Raw genomic sequence first — 18,137 nt, forward strand, 5'->3', positions numbered from 1 at the left:
CCGCTCCCACATTTGATTGGTGGCGTTTCTGAAATCTTCACGCCTGCCACCACCGCTCGATCAGCCGCAACCCATCCAGTTCCCCATACGGCGCCGTCAGCGGTCCATGGCTGACGCGGTTCGAGCGGGCCGCCACGGAGCTGGCGAACAACGGCACAATCGCCCCGCCGTCGTCCCGGCACAGGCTCTGCATTTCGTTGTACATCTCCTGGCGCAGCGGCGCGTTCATCTCGCCCCGCGCTGCGTTGAGCAACTGGTTGAAGCGGTCGTTATCCCAATGGGTTTCGTTCCACGCCGCGCCCTTGGCGTAGCCGATGCTGAACATGCGGTCGGCAGTCAGGCTGCTGTACCAGAACGAGGTGGTGAACGGCTGCTTCATCCAGATATTGGAGAAATAGCCATCCGCCGGCTCGCGCACCACGTCGATATCAATCCCGGCCTGGCGCGCCTGCTCCTTGAACAGCACCGAAGCATCCACTGCGCCGGTGTAGGCGGCATCGGAAGCTTGCAGGCGCACCTTCAGCGCCTCCACACCGGCCTTGCGCAGGTAGAACCGCGACTTGTCCGGGTCGTAGGTGCGCTGCTCCAGGGCGGCGTTGATGAAACGGCTGCCCGGCTGGATCGGATGGTCGTTGCCCACCAGGCCATAGCCATGCAGCACCGAGGCCAGCAGGGTTTCGCGGTTGATCGCATGCTTCATCGCCATGCGGATGTCGTTGTTCTTGAACTCGTTGCTGTCGCACAACATCGGGAAGGTGTAGTGCTGGGCGCCCTTGGTTTCTTCGATGACCAGCGTGGGATTGCGCTTGAGCAGGGCTACGGTTTTCAGGTCGACCTTGTTGATCACGTCGACTTGCCCGGTGACCAGCGCATTGACCCGCGCTGCGCCGTCGGCAATCGCCAACAGCTCGGCGCTGGCGAAGTGTGCCCTGCCCGGCTTCCAGTAATCAGGGTTGCGCTCCAGGTCCATGCGTACGCCCGGCTCGAAGCTTTTCAGGCGATAACCGCTGGTGCCGATCCCGGCCTGCCAGTCGGCGGCGCCGTCCTTGGCGGGCATGATCACCAGGTGGTAATCGGCGACCACATAGGCGAAATCGGCATTGCCCGAGTGCAGTTCGAACACCACTGCATCGCTGCCCTTGGCGCTGACACTGGCCACATCGCCGATCACCGTCTTGGCCGCCGAGGTGGAGTTGGCTGCCAGGTGATGGTTGATCGAGGCCACCACGTCGTCAGCGGTCAGGCTTTTGCCGTTATGGAAGGTCACACCCTGGCGCAGCTTGAAGGTCCAGATGCGCGCGTCGGGCGTCGACTCGAAGCTTTCGGCCAATTCGGGGATAGCGCTGCCGTCCACCGCGATTTCCGTGAGGGTGTTGTACACCGCCGAAAAGCCGACGAAGGTGAAGGTGTCGACCCAGGATCCCGGGTCGCGGGAGTCGGTGGTGCTGCCGCCGGCCAGGCCCATGCGCAGCACGCCGCCCGGCTTGGGCGTGGCCTCCTCGGCAAAGGCCTGCAGCGGCAGGCCCATGGAAAACGCGGCGGCCACGGCACCGGCTACGGCGCTGTGCTTGAGGAAGTCCCGCCGGTGCATCGCTTGAGTCATTTTGTTGTTGTTTTCGCTCATGGTGTTGCTCCTCTAAAGGTTCACACAGGCATGCTTCAACTCGATCAAGGTCACGCCGTTGCGCTTGAAACCGTTACGCAAATCCGTCTGCAGCTCATCCAGGTTCTGTGGCTCGCTGACCGTGCAGCCGAACGCCCGCGCCAGGGCGGCAAAGTCCGGGTTGCGCGGCAGTACGCCGATGGGTTCGATGTCCAGGTTCAGCATGTCGTCGCGAATCTGCCCCAGGGCGTCGTTGTTCCAGAGCAACACCACCAGCGGGCTGTCCAGTTCTTCCACGGCCGTGGCCAGTTCCTGGGCGGTGTAGAGAAAGCCGCCGTCGCCCACCAGCACCAGGCCGGGCCGTTGCGGTGCGCCGAACTTGGCGCCGATACCGGCCGGCAGGCCATAGCCCAGGGTGCCGTAGCCGGTGGGATGCAGCCAACTACGGGTGGCGTTGCTGGGAAAGGCGTAGTTGCCGGTGTAAGCCAGTTGGGTCATGTCGCTGCTGATGAAGGCATTGGCCGGCAGCTCGGCGGCCACGCGGTCGAGAATCGCCTGGTGAATGCGTTGCAACGGACCATGGCCGCTGCTGACTGCCTGGCGTAACGTCGCGACCGCAGCGGTGGCGGCATCCGCGTTGCGCGGCGTGGCTGGCAAGCGTTCCAGCAAAGCCAGCGTCGTTTGCTGGGCATCACCGTGCAACGCGACGGCGCAAGGATAGAAATCGTTGAACTTGCGCGGGTCGATATCCACCCGCAGCAGCTCGCCATTAATCGGCAGGCGTTCACGCCAGAAGTCGGTATCGGCCATTTCGGTGCCGATGGCCAACACCACATCCGCCTCGGCGATGAGCTGCCAGCCGGGCTCGACACACAGGGTCGAACCGGCATTCAGCGGATGCTCCACCGGCAACAATCCCTTGCCGGCGACACTGCTGAAAAACGGCGCCGCCAACTGCGTACTCAAGCGCTGCAAGGCATCGGCCGCCAACAGCGCACCGCCACCGGCAATGATCATCGGGCGCTTGGCCGCGGCCAGTTTTGCCACTGCCTGATCAAGGCTTTCAGCCGATGGCAAACCGCGTCCGGGACGGCGCACCACCTCATTGCTCCAGTCCCGTTTGATCGGCGCCGACAGTACATCCAGCGGCACCGAAATATGCACCGGGCGCGGTCGCTCACTGTCGAACACCGCGTAGGCCCGCGCGATCAACTCCGGCAAATCCTCGGCACTCAACGCTACTGCCGAAAACGCAGTGATGGGCGCGGTCATCGCCCGCTGGTCCTGGGTTTCATGCAGGCAGCCCCAGCCTTTGCCGAGGCTGGCGGTGTGGTTGACGCTGGAAATCACCAGCAGCGGAATCGAGTCGGCATACGCCTGGCCGATCGCCGTCGCGGCATTGGTCACCCCCGGCCCGGTGATGATGAAACACACCCCCGGCTTGCCGCTGACCCGCGCATAACCGTCGGCCATAAAGCCGGCGCCCTGCTCGTGGCGGGTCAGCACATGCCGAATACCGCTGCCCGGCAAGCCGCGATACAGCTCCAGCGTGTGCACGCCGGGAATCCCGAACACCGTGTCGACACCATAGTTGGCCAGCAATCGCACCAGGGCCTGGCCGCCCGTCAAGGTTTTGCTTTGCATTGTCATCTCCTTCACGCCTGGGCGAGACGGATCAATGCATCGACCGCCGTGGCGCCCCGGGCATTGACCAGCAATGGGTTTACATCGAGTTCCAGCAATTGCCCGGCGTTGGCGCAGGCGTAGTCGGCCACCGCACGAATCGCCGCCACCAGAGCTTCCATGTCGGCAACTTCCCGTCCGCGAAAGCCTTGCAGCAATGCGGCGCTGCGCAGGCCGAGCAAGGCGTTGCGGATTGCGTCGTCGGTGGTGGGCAGCAGCAGGCTGCGGCTGTCCTTGAGCAACTCCACAAGGATTCCACCAGCGCCGATCACCAGCGCCAGGCCGAAGTCGTTTTCGCGCTTGATGCCCACAATCAGCTCGGCCAGCGGCGGCGTAGCCATGGACTCCAGCAGCAGCTGATCGAAAGGTACATTCGGTGCATGGGCCGCGATCCGCTCACGCATATGGGCCAGGGCGGCGGTCAAGGCGAAGCCGTCCTGCAGGTTGAGCGCCACGGCGCCGGCTTCGGTTTTATGCGGCAAGTCGGCACTGACGGCCTTGAGTACCAGCGGGTAACCCAGCACTTTGGCATCGGCTATGGCCCGCTCGGGAGTGCTCAAGACACCGGCTGGCGTGGTCAGGCCGAAAGCCCGTAAAGCCTGCTTGGAATCCCACTCATCAAGCGACTGTCCGTGTTGCTCAAGCGCTTGCGGGCACAGCGGCACCAGTATCGACTCACCCCGCGCCAACAACGCCCGGCGATTGTTTTGATAGTCAGCAATCCGGCCCCAGGCCGCCAGCGCATCTTCCACGCCTTGCAACGCGGCAACGCCCTGGGCATGCAGACGCTCGCGAGCGTGGGCCGGCAGCAATTCGGGAAATGCAGAGGTGACAAAGCCAGTCTTGCCGTGGCGAGTCAGCGCACTGCAAAACAGCTCCAGCAGCAGGTCGCACTCCTTGCGCTCACCGGTAAATTCCGCCGGGTAGTCGAGCACCAGCATTGCCGCATCCGCTTCGGTGCGCAGTGCCGTGTCGAGCATCGTATTAAGCGCGTCGCTGTTGCCCCAGATGGCCGTGGTGAAATCCAGCGGGTTGACCAGATTGGCGTAGCTGGGCAGCACCTGCGCCAACTCTTCACGCTGGCCTTCGTCGAGCTTCGGCAGGCTCAAATCGTTGCGCTCGGCGTAGTCGGCAATCAACCCGGCATCACCACCGGAACAGGCCAGGGCGATCAGGCTGTTGCCCGCCGGCAGATTACCGCAGGCCGCCGCCTTCAGGGTCTCGACAAAACTCACCGGCCCGCTGACCCGGATCACACCCAGGCGCGCGAACAGACTGTCGTACAGCGCATCGGAACCCGACAACGAACTGGTATGACTCAAAGCCAACTCGGCGCCGATCTGTGACACCCCGGTTTTCAGGGCGATGATCGGAATGCCTTTCTCCAGGGCCTTGTGGGCCGCACGGGCGAACCCCGGCACATTCTTCAAGCCTTCCAGGTGCAAGCCAATCGCTGTAACGCGCGGCTCGTCGAGCAGCACGTCCATCAACTCGGCAACCCCCAACTGCGCCTGGTTGCCCACCGACGCCATATAGGCCACCGGCAGCGAACGGTCGCTCATGGACAGGTTGTAGGCAAAGTTGCCGCTCTGGGTCAGCACCGCAACGCCCTTCTCGACCGGCTTGCCGCCATGGGCCACCGGCCACAACGCCGAGCTGTGCAGGTAATCCAGCAGGCCATAGCAATTGGGGCCCAGCAGTGCCATCTCGCCAGCGGCCTTGAGCAGTTGTTGCTGCAAGGCTTGGCCCTCGGCGCCGGTTTCGGCAAACCCGGAGGCGTAGCAGATGGCGCCACCGGTGCCAATGGCCGCCAGTTCGGCGACACAGGTCAGGGTCAGCTCGCGATTGGTAGCGATAAACACCGCATCCGGACCGCACGGCAAATCGGCCACGCGACGCACGCAGGGAACGCCATCGAGGCTGTCATGTTGCGGGTTGACCAGCCACATCTGGCCGGCAAAACCACCGTCGGCGCAGCGCTTGAGGGCACGGGCCATGCTGCGCCCACCGACAAACGCCAAGTGACGGGGCGCCAGCAGGCGCTTGAGATTGTCGCGAATAGCCTGGGACATAAGCGTTCTCCGACCCGATCAACGCAACAGTGGCCGCAACAGTTCGCGGGCAATAATGTGGCGCTGGATTTCCGAAGTGCCTTCCCAGATCCGCTCGATCCGCGCGTTGCGCCAGATGCGCTCCACCGGGCCTTCGTCCATCAAACCCATGCCGCCGTAGATCTGCACTGCTTCATCGGCAACCTTGCCCAGTACTTCGCTGGCAAACAACTTGGCCATGCCGGCCTCGCCGTCGGTCATGGTGCCCTGGTCCATTTTCCAGGCGGTGTTCAGGGTCAGCAGTTCGGCCGCACGGATTTGCGTGGCCATGTCGGCGAGCTTGAACGAGATGCCTTGGTAGGTGCCGATGGGCTGGCCGAACTGCTTGCGGTCGGCCGCCCATTGCAGGGAAACGTCCAGCGCACGCTGGGCCTGGCCGACGCAGTTGGCAGCCACCATCACCCGGCCTGCGGTCAGCCAGGCATTGGCGACTTCCCAACCTTTGCCGACTTCGCCGAGGACTTTGGAGGCTGGTACGCGGCAGTCGTCGAAGAACATTTCATAAGTGTGGTAGCCGCGGTTGCTGACGCACTTGGGGCCCCGGCGAATGGTCATGCCCGGCGTGCCACGGTCCACCAGGAACGAGGTCACGGCATTGCGTTGGCGACCGTTGTGTTCGTAGGTGTCGGTAACGGCAAACACGATGGCGAAATCCGCGTGGCCGGCGTGGCTGATGAAGTGCTTGCTGCCATTGAGCACAAAGTCATCACCGCTGCGCACGGCGCGGGTCTTGATCGCATTGGCGTCGGAACCGGCACCCGGTTCGGTCAGGGCAAAGCAGTCGATCTTCTTGCCCTGCACGCACGGCAACAGGTACTCGCCAATCTGCGCGCCGGTGCAGGCCATGAGGATTTTCGACGGCCGGGCGACAAACACATGCAGCGCCCAGGAGACTTTCGACAACTCGCGCTCAATCAACGCCTGTGACAGGTAATCCAGGCCGCCACCGCCGACGTCTTCCGGCATGTTGAAGGCATAGAAACCGGCAGCGATGGCCTTGTCACGAATCTGCGCGGCAAGCTCCGGCGAAACTTCATCGGCGCGGTCCACCGCCTCCTCGTGGGGCAACAACTCCTTGGCAACAAAACTGCGTACCGCGTCCACCAACATGTCTTGTTCTTGGCTGGGCTGGAAATTCATGGCGCTACCTGTCGATCGTTCGAGGGTGTTTTGAAGGGGAATCAGTTGCCGGAGAAGTTCGGTGGGCGCTTTTCCATCGAGGCGCGCAGGGCTTCAGCACCGTCGGCGCTGCGTCCACACAGCAGGCCGGCGGCGAGTTCCGCCTGGAGCTGCTCGGGCAGGCTGCGCCCGGCGCCTTCGCGGATGAGGGTTTTGGTCTGGGCAAACGCAAAGGTCGGGCCGTTGGCCAGGCGCGTGGCCAGCTCGGCGACGTGGGTATGCAGTTGCTCGTCGGCAACGACTTCGCCCACCAGCCCGGCGGCCAGGGCGCGGTCGGCGCTCCACAATTCATCGAGGAACAGCAGGCGCTTGGCTTGCTCGCTGCCGATCAGGCGCGGCAGATGCCAGCTGGCGCCGGCGTCCGGCGAGTAGGCCATGCTGGTGTAGCCGGCCTTGAAGCGTGCCGATTGCGCGGCGACGCGCAGGTCGCAGCACAGGGTGAGGTCCATGCCGGCACCGACCGCCGTGCCGTTGATGGCGGCGAGGGTAGGTTTGTCGAGGGTGTGCAGGCGGGTCATCAGGGCGTGGGCGGTTTCGGTCCAGCCGTAGGTTTCGAGGGCGCCACGGGCTTCGGCATCGGCCCATTCGGCAAGGTCGGCACCGGCGCAGAAGCTGCGACCACTGCCGGTCAGTACCACCACGCGCACAGCCGGGTCGCGGTTGAAACCGTCCAGCAAGGCGTGCAGGTGCTTGAGGGTCGGGATGTCCAGGGCATTGCGCTGAGGGCCGCGATTGAGGGTGATCCAGGCAACACCTGCCTGCACCTGAGTGAGCACGGACGGATCTGTAGTCATGGAATCCTCGAATTATTTTAATTGGCTTGAGGGGTGCGACATGGGGCGATACTAAACGAGTGTTCAGTAAGGAGGCAATCGGGTAACTGCAAATATTTTTCGAGGGGAAAATGCCGGCCCGGACATTGCGTCCAGGCGGCGCGGAATCGTCAGGTCAGGGTTTGATCTGGAAGCGCTTGCGCCCGCCCGACTGCAAGCCATCGACCCAGGCTTCGCAGATCTGGATGCCCTGCTCCGGGGTGAAGGTGCCGGGATTGAGCCCCGATTCCAGCCACAAGCCGTCGAGCAAGGCGCTCAAGGCGATGGCCGCCAAATCGGCATCGAACTGCTTCCAGCCCTCCTCCCCGGCCATGTCCACCAAGGCCGAACGCATGATGGTGCGGTACTCGCCATAGGAGTGTTCGTGGGCCTGGTTGATCGCCGGGGCCGTCTTGACCGCCCCCCAGAACACCAGCCAGGCATCCAGCAGTTGCGGGTCGAGCAATTCGGGGGAGAACGAGCCGCGGAAGAACGCCGACAGCCGCTCCCGCGGACTGGGCGGCGCCTTGGCCATCGCATCCCGCAGCAGGTCCATGACCTGCCGGGTGATTGACCGATAGGCCTCGGCCACCAGCTCATCCTTGCCCGAGTAGTGATGACTGATCAGCCCCACCGACACCCCGGCCTCGGCGCTGATCTTGCGGATCGACGCGCCCTGGAAGCCGTCGCGCTTGAGGCAGGCCAACGTCGCCTGCACCAGATTGGCCTTGCGCAACTCCGGTTCCATGCGGGAGAAACGGGATTCCTGGGTCATGAGGCGGTGTCCTTGGGTTGAGTCGGCTGGACGACTCTACCTCACTCCCGGAACCCCGGCGACACCCGATCCAGTAACCGCAGCAACGCCGCCCATGCCAGTTGCATGGCGTCCGGGTCTGCCAGTTCGCCCTCTTCCAGTGGCCGGCCTGGCTCGTTGAACTGCCGCTCGGTGTATTCACACACGTGCGCAGGCGGCAGGATCAGCTTGCCGCACGCCTGGGCGGCGATCTGGATATCGCAGGCCTTCTCCAGGTAATACATGCGCAGGAACGCCTGACTGACCGTCTCCCCTACCGTCAACAAACCATGGTTGCGCAGCATCAACACCGGCTTGTCGCCGAGGTCGTGCACCAGTCGCTGTTGCTCGTCCATGTCCAGCGCCACGCCTTCGTAGTCGTGGTAGGCGACCTTGCCGTAGAACTCCATGGAAATCTGGTTCACCGGCAACAGCCCGCATTCCAGGGCCGCCACCGCACAGCCGGCGCGGGTATGGGTGTGCAGCACGCACTGCGCATCTTCGCGGGCGCCGTGAATCGCGCTGTGAATCACAAACCCCGCCGGGTTGACGCCATGGGCCGAAGCCTCGACCGCACGTCCGTCCAGGCCGATCTTCACCAGGCTGGAGGCGGTGATCTCCTCGAACATCAGCCCATAGGGGTTGATCAAAAAGTGATGCTCGGGCCCCGGGATACGCACCGAGATATGGGTGAAAATCAAATCGCTCATGCGAAAGTGCGCGATCAGCCGGTAGCAGGCGGCAAGCTCTTCGCGCAGCTGTCGTTCGGTGGCCCCAGGCATTTTTATTCTCCAGGCGGGTGGGTGATGTGGTTGACGCTAATCCAGTCGCCAGTAAAAAAACAAGTTGATTTTTTACTGAGGCTGACCTCCTATAGAAAAATAATAACAACAGCGCCTGGAGTATCCGCACCATGTCGCCCCATGCCTTTCCGCATCTTTTTGAACCGTTGGTACTGCGTGGCAAACGCCTGAAAAATCGCATCATGTCCAGCGGGCACGACACCTCGATGCCCACCGACAACCAGGTCAACGAGCAGTTGATCGCCTACCACCGGGCACGCGCCGAAGGCGGCGTGGGGTTGATTGTGTTGCAGGTGGCCGGGGTGCACGACAGCGCCCGCTACACCTCCCATGTGCTGATGGCCACCGATGACAGCTGCATCGACGGCTATCGCCGACTGGCCGAAACCTGCCACGCCCACGGCACCGTGGTGCTGTCGCAGATTTTCCATCCAGGGCGGGAAATCATGGAGTCGGCCGACGGTTTGCTGGCGGTGGCTTACTCGGCTTCCGGGGTGCCCAACGAACGCTTCCGGGTGATGCCGCGCGCCCTTGACCAGACAATGATCGACGAGATCGTCGCCGGCTACGGCGCTGCGGCAAGGCGCCTGTATCAGGCCGGGATTGACGGTGTGGAAGTGGTCGCCAGCCATGGTTACCTGCCTGCGCAATTTCTCAACCCGCGGGTGAATCGCCGCACCGACGGCTACAACGGCGAGCTGGAACAACGCCTGCGTTTCCTGCGGGAAATCATCGCCACGGTGCGTGCCGAAACCGACGAGCACTTCATCATCGGGCTGCGCATTTCTGCCGATGAACGCGACCCCGAAGGCCTGACCGAAGAGGATTCCCTGGCCGCCGTGCAACAGCTGCAATCACACCTGGATTATGTGCACATCGTTGCCGGCACCTCGGCCTCCCTCGGCGGCGCGATCCATATCGTGCCGCCCATGGCCATTGCCCCGGCGTACCTGGCGACAGAAGCGGCGACGTTCAAGACGCACCTGTCGATTCCGCTGTTCGTCACCGGGCGCATCAACCAGCCCCAGGAGGCCGAACTGATGCTGCAACGCGGCCAGGCCGATGTGTGCGGGATGACCCGCGCGCTGATCTGCGACCCGCGCATGCCGGCCAAGACCTCAAGCGGCCATGCCGAGGATGTACGCGCCTGCATCGCCTGCAATCAGGCGTGCATCGGCCACTTCCACAAAGGCCTGCCGATCTCCTGCATCCAGCATCCCGAGACCGGCCGCGAATTGCAGTTTGGCCAACTGCAACCGGCACTGCGACGCCAGCGGATCATGGTCGCCGGTGGCGGCCCGGCAGGGATGAAAGCGGCAGCGGTGGCGGCGCAGCGCGGACATGAGGTGACCTTGTATGAAGCCAGTGCCCAATTGGGCGGCCAGGTGCTTCTGGCGCAGTTACTGCCCCGACGCAGCGAGTTCGGCGGCGCCAGTACCAACCTGCAGCGCGAGATGGAACTGGCCGGGGTCCGCGTGGTGCGCAACACCCGCGTCGACCGCCCATTGGTGGAACGCGAACAACCTGACCGGGTGATCATCGCCACCGGCGCCGAGCCCTACTGGCCGGCCTTCGAACGCGGCGGCGAGCTACAGGTGGTGGATGCCTGGCAAGTGCTGCGCGATGAGGTGCAACTGGGCCGTTCGGTGGTCGTGGTGGACTGGCGTTGCGACTGGATCGGCCCGGGCATTGCCGAGCGCCTCACCCGTGCCGGCCATCAGGTGCAACTGGCGGTGAACGGCACCCATTGCGGGGAAAACCTGCCGTTGTACGTGCGTGACCAACTGGCCGGCGAACTGCATCGGCTGGGCATTCCGATCATCCCTTACGCCCGTTTGTACGGCTGCGACGACACTACCGTCTACCTGCAACACACCGCCAGCGGCGAGCCGATGCTGCTGGAAAATATCGACACCCTGGTGTTGTGCCAGGGCCACCAGCCGGTGGACACTCTGGGCGCAGAACTGGAAGGCCTGGTGGCGTTCACGCGGATCGGCGATTGCCTGGCGCCGCGTACCGCCGAAGAGGCGATTTATGAAGGATTGAAAGTAGCGTGGGACATTTGAACGACCAACCGCCACAGCTGTTTCTCGGCACCCGCATCCGCGGCTTGCGCAAGGCCCGGGGCATGACGCTTACCGAATTGGCGCAGATGAGCGAATTGACGGCCGGCTATATCAGCCAACTGGAACGCAACCTCGCCTACCCGTCGATCCCGGCCTTGTTCAACATCGCCCGCAGCCTGGGGGTGACGATCCAGTGGTTTTTTGCCAGTGAGACCACGCCGGCAGCGGAGGATGAAGGTTTTGTGGTGCGCAGGAACAATCGCCAGAGCATTCACTATGAGGACGGGATCGTCGACCAGTTGCTGACGCCCCTGCCCAATCATCAATTGGAGATGCTGCACTCGCGCTTTCCACCGGGCACCTATAGCCAGCAGAGCTATAGCCATGAGGGTGAAGAGGCGGGTTATGTGTTGAGCGGAACGTTTGAGTTATGGGTGGGCGAGCGGCATTTTCAGCTGGCTGAAGGCGACAGTTTCAGCTTCCCCAGCAGTGAGCCCCATCGCTATGGCAACCCCGGAAAGGTGGATGCGGTGGTGATCTGGGTGATTACGCCGCCGACGTTTTAGACCGTTGGGGCAACTAAGGACGTTTCCTACGATACGCGGGGAGTTCTGGATGGGGGCCATCAGTAGTCGGTAAAAACGGCTCTTGCTATAAAACCGACTACTTTTTTATGAGGGTGCCGGTCATGTTTGAGTCGTTTGCGTGGTTCAAGAAACCCACTGAGGAAGATCTGGAAAATATCAGGGCTATCAAGCGGTACAAAACCATGAGGATAGTGGGTGAGTGGGGTATTTCTGTCGACCCGGCGGAAATCGCCAACTCACCCGAGTTCAAGGAACACAAGCGCAAGATACGTGAACTGATATTCAAATAACCCATGGGGCTACTACTGATACTGCCGTTACTGGTGAGTGGCTATTTGGTGTGTTTGAAACACCCCGGCCATTACTGCCGCCTCCACCGCTTTGAGGGCCAGTTACTCTATCTACAGGTCGCAAGATTAGGCTGGACCTGCCTCGTACTGTCGTTCGTACTGACCACTTTGATTCTTTGCCTGTCCAAACAGCCGCTGCAACTGGCTGGCCAGACAATCCCCATTGATTACAGTGCTTATCTGGGCAAGCTGCTGATAGAGCTGGATATTGCCACCGAGAGAAATCATGGCCTCTGGGTATTTTTGCTCCAGGTCGGCCTGACAGCCATGATCATTCCCTACTGCTGGGCGCGATTATTTGTGCGTTGGCGTCGACGAAGACTGCAACTTGCTTCAGAGGAGGAACTGAACCAGCAATTGATGCTCGAGCTTCTAACGGGGCGCCCCCTCAGGACCCTACTCAGGGAATCCATTGCGCGCGGCTCTCAATGCATGTTCACGCTGAACGATCGGAATGTTTATGTGGGCGTTGTTTCATCCATCTGCGAGCCGAATGAGTCCGAAGGTATAGATCACGCCTTCAGTCTGATTCCGACCTGCAGCGGCTATCGCGACAAGGACACCTTGGAAATCATCCTCGATACTGAATACCCGGATGCGTCAGACGCTATTTCCATCATGCTGCTCCAGGAAGCGGTGGTATCAGCCACCCGCTTTGACCCTGCGACGTGGATGTCTTTCCAATCCCGCATACGGGCGAAACCCCAGCCTATCCGGAGCTATCGTCGTGAGTCGGCACGCAGGAAAAAGACGCCAGGTGCCTGCGCCTGAGGTCCTCCCGCCAAACAGTAAACCTTCCAGCCATTCCCACATCTACCCGCCGGTTTCAGTGCACACAAAAACGCAACACTGAACTGCATCGATTGTGATGGCCGCTTCACACCGGGGTTTATATAGTCGTTCCTACTGCAACCCGCCATGAGCCAGCCGGCCCATCACAAGGAAGCGTTCGATGACTGACCTGCATACCCTTACGGCCGCCGAACTGCTGGCGCAATTTGCCAGCCGGCAACTCGCGCCCATCGACTACTACGACCAACTCCTGGCCCACATCGACCGCTGGGAGCCGCAGATCAACGCGCTCTATGCCTTCGACCCGCAACAGGTGCGTCAGCAGGCCCAGGCCTCCACCGAACGCTGGAACAAGGGCCAACCCAACGGCGCCCTTGATGGCGTACCGGTGACTCTCAAGGAATTGATCGCCACCGAAGGCGTGCCCATTCCCCTCGGCAGCGCGGCCACCCGCCTGACCCCGGCCCTCAGGGACGCACCGCCCGCAGCCCGCATGCGTGAAGCGGGCGCGATAATCCTGGCCAAGACCACCAACCCGGACTTCGGCATGCTGTCTTCCGGCCTGTCGAGCTTCCACGGCATCACCCGCAACCCGTGGAACACCGCCAACAACACCGGCGGTTCCAGCTCCGGTGCCGCCGCAGCGGCCGCCGCCGGTTACGGCCCGCTGCACGTGGGCACCGACATCGGTGGCTCGGTGCGCCTGCCCGCCGCCTGGTGCGGCCTGGTGGGATTCAAGCCGACCCTGGGCCGCATCCCCATCGACCCGTACTACACCGGCCGCGCCGCCGGGCCCATGACCCGCACCGTCGATGATTGCGTGCTGTTGATGCAACACCTGGCCCGCCCCGATGCCCGCGATGCCACCAGCCTTCCGCCGCTCACCACCCAGTGGAGTAACCAGCCGCTGTCAGTCAGGGGCCTGCGCGTCGGCCTGATGCTTGAACCCGGCGCAGGCATGCAGCCTGAGGGCTTCGTGTGTGAAGCCGTGGAGCAAGCCGCGCGGCTGTTCGAAGCCCACGGCGCCAAGGTCACACTGATCCCGCCAATCATGGACCGCGCACAACTCGATGGCCTCGACCATTTCTGGCGCGCCCGCCAGTGGGGCGATTTGTCGGCCCTGAGCAGCGAGCAGTTCGACAAGGTCTTGCCGTACATCCGCGACTGGGCCGCGCCGGGCGCCGAGATCAGCGGCGTACAAGCCGTAAAGGGTTTCAACCAGACCTTTGAAATGCGCCGCCGCGCCGCGCAGGTGTTCACCGAACTCGACCTGGTGCTGTCCCCCACCAACCAGGTCAATGCGTTCCCGGCCGAGTGGCCATCACCGAGCAACAACCCGCAACTGCCGTTCGAACACATCGTGTTCACGGTGCCGTGGAACATGGGCGAGCAACCGGCGTTGTCGATCAACTGCGGTTTCGCCGCCGATGGCATGCCCATCGGCCTGCAGATGATCGCCCCGCGTTTTGCCGATCAATGGCTGCTGCAAATCGCTAAAACCTACGAGAGCTGGCGTGGCGCAATCCACCACTGGCCGAATCCTTCCTGACTTTTGACGCTGTAAGAACTGCCCACCCACACGCCAGCTCCGGGCCCTCTTGGCCTGGAGCTCGGACGACCTATAACTAAAATCGAGGGGCTGGTATGCACACTGAGCAATTGACACGATCCGATCCTGATCACGCACCCGAAACACCGTCCCCGGACGCCGGCAAAAAGAGCATCTTCGCCGTGGTCCTGGGCAACGCCGTGGAGTTTTTCGACTTTGGTGTGTACGCAACCTTTGCGGTGATGATCGGCCACACGTTCTTCCCGTCCGACAGCGCTTTCGTCAGCCTGATGCTGTCGGTCACGGCGTTCGGTATCGGCTTTATCGTCCGGCCCCTGGGCGCAGTACTGATCGGCGCCTACGCCGACCGCGTCGGGCGCAAACCGGCGATGCTGTTGACCCTGGTGATGATGGCCGTGGGCACCGGCAGCATCGCGATATTGCCCGGTTACGAGACCATCGGTATCGCGGCGCCGATCCTGCTGGTGCTCACCCGCATGATCCAGGGCCTGGCCTGGGGCGGTGAAGCCGGCCCCGCCACCACCTACATCCTCGAAGCGGCGCCACCCCACAAACGCGGGACCTACGCCTGCTGGCAAGTAGTCGCCCAGGGCGTCGCAGCCATGGTGGCCGGGCTGGTAGGGTTCACCCTGACCAAGGTCATGTCCCCGGAAGACCTCAACAGCTGGGGCTGGCGCGTGCCGTTCGTGTTCGGCCTGCTGGTGTTGCCGATCGGCATCTACATCCGCCGCAACCTCGCCGAAACCTTCCACGGCCACGGCGAGCAGACCAGCACCGGCGACCTGGTACGGGAAGTCTGCGGCAAGCACCGGCGCGCACTGGTGCTGGGGTTGCTGATCCTTTCCGGCAGCACCATCACCCAGTACTTCCTCAACTACATGACCACCTTCGCCCTCACCGAACTGAAGCTGCCCACCAGCATCTCGATGCTCTCGACCCTGGTGGCCGGCGCAGCGATGGCCGTGTGCGCGGTGGCCGGCGGCATGCTCTGCGACCGCTTCGGGCGCCGTACGATCCTGATGACACCGCGGGTGGTGTTGCTGTTGATTTTGTTCCCGGCCCTGCAACTGATGACCGAGCACCCAAGCCCGGCGACCTTCCTGCTGACCCTGGCGGTACTCTCGGGCCTGCACGGCATGAGTGGCGCGGCGCTGATCGTGTTGCTGGTGGAAAGCTTCCCGAAATCCGTGCGCTCCACCGGTTTCTCCATCGTCTACGCCTTCGGTGTGGCGGCGTTTGGCGGCACCGCGCAGATCATCATCACCTGGCTGATCGGCACCACCGGCGATCCGATGTCGCCGGTCTGGTACCTGCTGATCGCCAACCTGGTGTGCCTCACCGCCGCCTGGTTCGCCAAGGAAACCCGTCCGCCGCTGCCCGGCAGCCCGGCCCGCGAAACCCGGCTCACAGAAGCTTCGGTTCGCTGAATACCTTTTCCCACTGTCCCGCGTCTTTTCGCCACCGACCGGCAGCACCTGAAGGCCTGCCGGGACGGTCGCCTTACGTCTGATTTGTATGGGGATTTACCATGTATCCACGTCTTTTGCTGGCCGTCACCCTGGCGTCCAGCACCCAGGCTTTCGCCCAGGAAAACGCCCAGGCCAGCGCACCGGGCTTCCTCGAAGGCAGCACCCTGGACCTGAACCTGCGTCACTACTATTCCAACCAGCACACCCAACGCACCACCCACTTGAGCATCAAGAAAGCCGGCGGCGTCGAGCCCACGCGTGTACGGGAAACCTGGGTGCAGACCAGCATGCTCAAGTACAGCTCCGGCTACACCCAGGGCCTGATTGGCGTGGGTGTGGACGCGGGGATCTTCAGCGCGGTCAACCTGGAACGCGGCCACGGCAAGGTGGCCAATGGCGGCGACCGGGTGCTGGTGGACGGCGACGGCGATGCGATTCCCACCTGGAGCCGCCTGGGGGTGGGCGACGTGCGTTTTCGCCTGTCCAGCACCGAGATCAAGGCTGGCCGGCTGATGACCGACAATCCGATCCTGCGTTACAAGGACAACCGCGCCCTGCCCTCCAGCTTCCAGGGCGTGGGCTTGTTCAGCAACGAATTCGACTGGCTGTCGGTGCAGGGCGGCAGCTTCGAGCGGGCGATTCCACGCACCGGCACCGGCGCCGAAAAGCTCACCACCACCTTCGGCAACCGCGCCTACAGCGGCGCACGCATCAGCTACCTGGGAGCCACGGTAAAACCGGGTTACGGGCTGGAAGCCAGCCTCTACGCGTCGCGTTTCGAAGACATGTGGGACCAGACCTACGTCGGCCTGACCCACCGCATCGGTGACAAAAGCGACATCGCCTTGAAGACCGCCTTCAACTACTACCACACCAGCGACTCGGGCGACAAAAACCTCGGCTACATCGACAATAACGCCGCCAGCCTGGCCTTCACCGCCACGCACCTGGCCCACAGCCTGACCCTGGCCTGGCAGCAGGTATTCGGCAACGAATACTTCGACTACGTGTGGGAGTCCACCGGCAACTACATGGCCAACTCGCTGTACTCGGACTACAACGGCCCCAACGAAAAGTCCTGGCAGTTGCGCTACGACCTGGACTTCGCCGCCTACGGTGTGCCCGGCCTCACCGCCAGCCTGTGGCACGCCAAGGGTTGGGACATCGACGGCACCCATTACGATGGCGACCGCAACGGCCACAACACCGGCTACAACGTGCGCAGCCTGGATGGCGCCAAGCACAACGAAAACGGCTTGATGCTGGCCTATGTGATTCAGTCCGGAACACTCAAGAACACCGTACTGCGCACCATCGTCTACAACCATCGCGCCAGCGGCGGGCAGATTGACGGCAGCTACGATGAGTTCCGCCTCGTCGCCAATGTGCCGATCAACATCTTCTGAGGCTCAGGCTCAGTTCAGCGAACAACGCTGCATCGCCCCCGCCAGCATTTCCTGGCACTTGAGCACCGCCACCGAGCGGGGGCGGTTGCGGTACACGCAGAGGTCGATGCGGATGCGGCCGAGGTCTTCATCGGCGATCGGCACGGCGACCAGGCCGTCGCCCAGGTCCCGCACGTCTGCCTCGACCTGGGGCAAAATCAGCACCGCTGCCCGTTGCCGGGCCAGGCTCTTCTGCACTTCCAGGGAGCTGGTGGTGAACACCGGTTCGAGGGTGACGCCGCGTTTTTTTGCCGCCACTTCCAGGGCCTGGCGCACGCCGTAGGCCGAGTCGGGAATCGCCAGGGGCTGGCCTTGCAGTTCGCTCAATTCGATGCTGTCGCGCTGGGCGAAGGGGTGTTCGGCGCTGACCAGCACCCGGTGCCATAACTGGCAGTGGGCGGTGACTTCGACGTCGGCGCGCTCTTGCAGGTAGAACGCCAGGCCCAGGTCCGCCTCGCCGCTGCACAGGGCGTCGAGGGTGGCCGAGGCGCTGGCGATCACGATGTTGAAGGTGACCTTGGGGTGGGCGCGGTAGAAGGTGGCGAGCACCGGGGCGAGCACGGTGGAAACGATACTTTCTGACACATGGATGCTGATGTTACCGGCCACCTGGCTTTGGCGGCTGGCGATGACTTCGCGTACCTGGTCGAGGCCGCGCAGGGTTGAGGTGACTTGTTCGGCCAGGCATTCGCCCTCGGCGGTGAGGCGGATGCCGCGGGGGCCGCGCTCAATCAGGGCGGCGCCGAAGAAGTGTTCCAGGTGTTCGATCTGGCGGCTGACGGCGGTGGGGGTGACGTAAAGACGTTCGGCGGCCTTACGCAGGGAGGCGCAGCGGGCGACCTCGTGGAAATATCGCAAGGCGCGTAGTTGCATG

At 63.1% G+C, this 18,137-nt stretch carries 15 protein-coding genes; 7 read left to right on the top strand and 8 right to left on the bottom strand.

All coding sequences use genetic code 11. The annotated features are described in order from the left end of the window. Positions 1-37: 37 nt before the first annotated feature. The 7 genes from HX786_RS18965 to HX786_RS18995 form a co-directional block, all read right to left on the bottom strand. Entirely contained in the window at positions 38-1,624 is a 1,587-nt protein-coding gene (locus HX786_RS18965) for an ABC transporter substrate-binding protein (protein ID WP_177040169.1), read from the bottom strand. A 12-nt stretch (positions 1,625-1,636) separates the two neighbouring features. Continuing rightward, the gene (locus HX786_RS18970) at positions 1,637-3,247 is read right to left on the bottom strand and encodes a 5-guanidino-2-oxopentanoate decarboxylase (RefSeq protein ID WP_008436054.1); all 1,611 of its coding nucleotides are present in this window, start codon (positions 3,245-3,247) and stop codon (positions 1,637-1,639) included. Positions 3,248-3,258: 11 nt separating this feature from the next. Next, the gene (locus tag HX786_RS18975; RefSeq protein WP_178912466.1) at positions 3,259-5,358 is read right to left on the bottom strand and encodes an acetate--CoA ligase family protein; all 2,100 of its coding nucleotides are present in this window, start codon (positions 5,356-5,358) and stop codon (positions 3,259-3,261) included. Between the two features lie 18 nt (positions 5,359-5,376). Further along, complete coding sequence (locus tag HX786_RS18980; RefSeq protein ID WP_008436052.1) at positions 5,377-6,537, bottom strand: acyl-CoA dehydrogenase family protein; 1,161 nt, start codon at positions 6,535-6,537, stop codon at positions 5,377-5,379. Between the two features lie 41 nt (positions 6,538-6,578). Continuing rightward, positions 6,579-7,370, bottom strand: coding sequence for an enoyl-CoA hydratase/isomerase family protein (locus HX786_RS18985; RefSeq protein WP_023658721.1), 792 nt, complete (start codon positions 7,368-7,370; stop codon positions 6,579-6,581). A gap of 154 nt (positions 7,371-7,524) precedes the next feature. Next, the gene (locus HX786_RS18990; RefSeq protein ID WP_003208961.1) at positions 7,525-8,163 is read right to left on the bottom strand and encodes a TetR family transcriptional regulator C-terminal domain-containing protein; all 639 of its coding nucleotides are present in this window, start codon (positions 8,161-8,163) and stop codon (positions 7,525-7,527) included. A 41-nt stretch (positions 8,164-8,204) separates the two neighbouring features. Then, a complete protein-coding gene (locus HX786_RS18995) occupies positions 8,205-8,963 on the bottom strand; it encodes a class II aldolase/adducin family protein (protein WP_087694886.1) in 759 nt (252 codons plus the stop codon). 131 nt (positions 8,964-9,094) lie between these two features. On the opposite strand from HX786_RS18995, the gene HX786_RS19000 reads away from it, so the two are divergent. The 7 genes from HX786_RS19000 (at position 9,095) to HX786_RS19030 (ending at position 17,224) form a co-directional block, all read left to right on the top strand. Then, the gene (locus HX786_RS19000; protein WP_177049414.1) at positions 9,095-11,050 is read left to right on the top strand and encodes an FAD-dependent oxidoreductase; all 1,956 of its coding nucleotides are present in this window, start codon (positions 9,095-9,097) and stop codon (positions 11,048-11,050) included. Then, positions 11,026-11,616 (top strand): helix-turn-helix domain-containing protein, encoded by a 591-nt coding sequence (locus tag HX786_RS19005; RefSeq protein WP_173406084.1) that lies wholly within the window; start codon positions 11,026-11,028, stop codon positions 11,614-11,616. The genes HX786_RS19000 and HX786_RS19005 overlap by 25 nt, the downstream gene beginning before the upstream one ends. A gap of 122 nt (positions 11,617-11,738) precedes the next feature. Further along, entirely contained in the window at positions 11,739-11,927 is a 189-nt protein-coding gene (locus tag HX786_RS19010) for a hypothetical protein (protein ID WP_003208968.1), read from the top strand. Positions 11,928-11,930: 3 nt separating this feature from the next. Next, positions 11,931-12,758, top strand: coding sequence for a hypothetical protein (locus tag HX786_RS19015; protein WP_087694888.1), 828 nt, complete (start codon positions 11,931-11,933; stop codon positions 12,756-12,758). Between the two features lie 181 nt (positions 12,759-12,939). Then, positions 12,940-14,328, top strand: coding sequence for an amidase (locus HX786_RS19020; protein ID WP_008436038.1), 1,389 nt, complete (start codon positions 12,940-12,942; stop codon positions 14,326-14,328). A 95-nt stretch (positions 14,329-14,423) separates the two neighbouring features. Beyond that, positions 14,424-15,776 carry a citrate-proton symporter gene (locus HX786_RS19025; RefSeq protein ID WP_008436037.1) on the top strand — a complete coding sequence of 451 codons (1,353 nt, stop codon included), beginning with the start codon at positions 14,424-14,426 and terminating at the stop codon, positions 15,774-15,776. A gap of 101 nt (positions 15,777-15,877) precedes the next feature. Then, positions 15,878-17,224 carry an OprD family outer membrane porin gene (locus tag HX786_RS19030; protein WP_178912467.1) on the top strand — a complete coding sequence of 449 codons (1,347 nt, stop codon included), beginning with the start codon at positions 15,878-15,880 and terminating at the stop codon, positions 17,222-17,224. 9 nt (positions 17,225-17,233) lie between these two features. On the opposite strand, the gene HX786_RS19035 is transcribed toward HX786_RS19030, so the two are convergent. Beyond that, positions 17,234-18,136, bottom strand: coding sequence for a LysR family transcriptional regulator (locus HX786_RS19035; RefSeq protein ID WP_003208975.1), 903 nt, complete (start codon positions 18,134-18,136; stop codon positions 17,234-17,236). Position 18,137 lies beyond the last annotated feature (1 nt).

This window comes from Pseudomonas sp. 21615526, from assembly GCF_013386245.1.
In the GTDB taxonomy this organism is placed as follows: Bacteria; Pseudomonadota; Gammaproteobacteria; order Pseudomonadales; family Pseudomonadaceae; genus Aquipseudomonas.

Excerpts from the sequence above, each read along its gene's own strand:
- HX786_RS18965 (WP_177040169.1), bottom strand. The coding sequence starts at position 1,624 with ATGAGCGAAAACAACAACAAAATGACTCAAGCGATGCACCGGCGGGAC.
- HX786_RS18970 (WP_008436054.1), bottom strand. The coding sequence starts at position 3,247 with ATGCAAAGCAAAACCTTGACGGGCGGCCAGGCCCTGGTGCGATTGCTG.
- HX786_RS18975 (WP_178912466.1), bottom strand. The coding sequence starts at position 5,358 with ATGTCCCAGGCTATTCGCGACAATCTCAAGCGCCTGCTGGCGCCCCGT.
- HX786_RS18980 (WP_008436052.1), bottom strand. The coding sequence starts at position 6,537 with ATGAATTTCCAGCCCAGCCAAGAACAAGACATGTTGGTGGACGCGGTA.
- HX786_RS18985 (WP_023658721.1), bottom strand. The coding sequence starts at position 7,370 with ATGACTACAGATCCGTCCGTGCTCACTCAGGTGCAGGCAGGTGTTGCC.
- HX786_RS18990 (WP_003208961.1), bottom strand. The coding sequence starts at position 8,163 with ATGACCCAGGAATCCCGTTTCTCCCGCATGGAACCGGAGTTGCGCAAG.
- HX786_RS18995 (WP_087694886.1), bottom strand. The coding sequence starts at position 8,963 with ATGCCTGGGGCCACCGAACGACAGCTGCGCGAAGAGCTTGCCGCCTGC.
- HX786_RS19000 (WP_177049414.1), top strand. The coding sequence starts at position 9,095 with ATGTCGCCCCATGCCTTTCCGCATCTTTTTGAACCGTTGGTACTGCGT.
- HX786_RS19010 (WP_003208968.1), top strand. The coding sequence starts at position 11,739 with ATGTTTGAGTCGTTTGCGTGGTTCAAGAAACCCACTGAGGAAGATCTG.
- HX786_RS19015 (WP_087694888.1), top strand. The coding sequence starts at position 11,931 with ATGGGGCTACTACTGATACTGCCGTTACTGGTGAGTGGCTATTTGGTG.
- HX786_RS19020 (WP_008436038.1), top strand. The coding sequence starts at position 12,940 with ATGACTGACCTGCATACCCTTACGGCCGCCGAACTGCTGGCGCAATTT.
- HX786_RS19025 (WP_008436037.1), top strand. The coding sequence starts at position 14,424 with ATGCACACTGAGCAATTGACACGATCCGATCCTGATCACGCACCCGAA.
- HX786_RS19030 (WP_178912467.1), top strand. The coding sequence starts at position 15,878 with ATGTATCCACGTCTTTTGCTGGCCGTCACCCTGGCGTCCAGCACCCAG.
- HX786_RS19035 (WP_003208975.1), bottom strand. The coding sequence starts at position 18,136 with ATGCAACTACGCGCCTTGCGATATTTCCACGAGGTCGCCCGCTGCGCC.